The organism is Alcanivorax sp. HI0007, assembly GCF_001635525.1.
Classification (GTDB): Bacteria; Pseudomonadota; Gammaproteobacteria; order Pseudomonadales; family Alcanivoracaceae; genus Alcanivorax.
Genome location: NZ_LWEJ01000068.1, coordinates 1 through 202, shown reverse-complemented (window position 1 = coordinate 202; position 202 = coordinate 1). Strand labels below are relative to the sequence as shown.

Annotated in this window: 1 pseudogene; it reads right to left on the bottom strand. The window is 51.5% G+C overall.

The features are described from left to right. A pseudogene (locus A3714_RS03385) lies at positions 1-202 on the bottom strand (MmgE/PrpD family protein); the annotation flags it as partial.

Sequence of the window (202 nt, the reverse complement as noted above, 5' to 3'; positions counted from 1 at the left end):
GAACCATCCTTGAATACTATCTGGATGGCATTGGCGATGGACCGCTTATCAGGGTCGTGATAATCCGACGAATACTGTTTGTCTTCCCGGACGATCATTTTGTCGCGCAGGGTGTCGATCCTGGGGTGGCTAGCATGGAAGTCATCCTCGTAGTGTTCGGCAGTCAGTTCACCGAATATGAGGGGTACGGCGACCATGTATT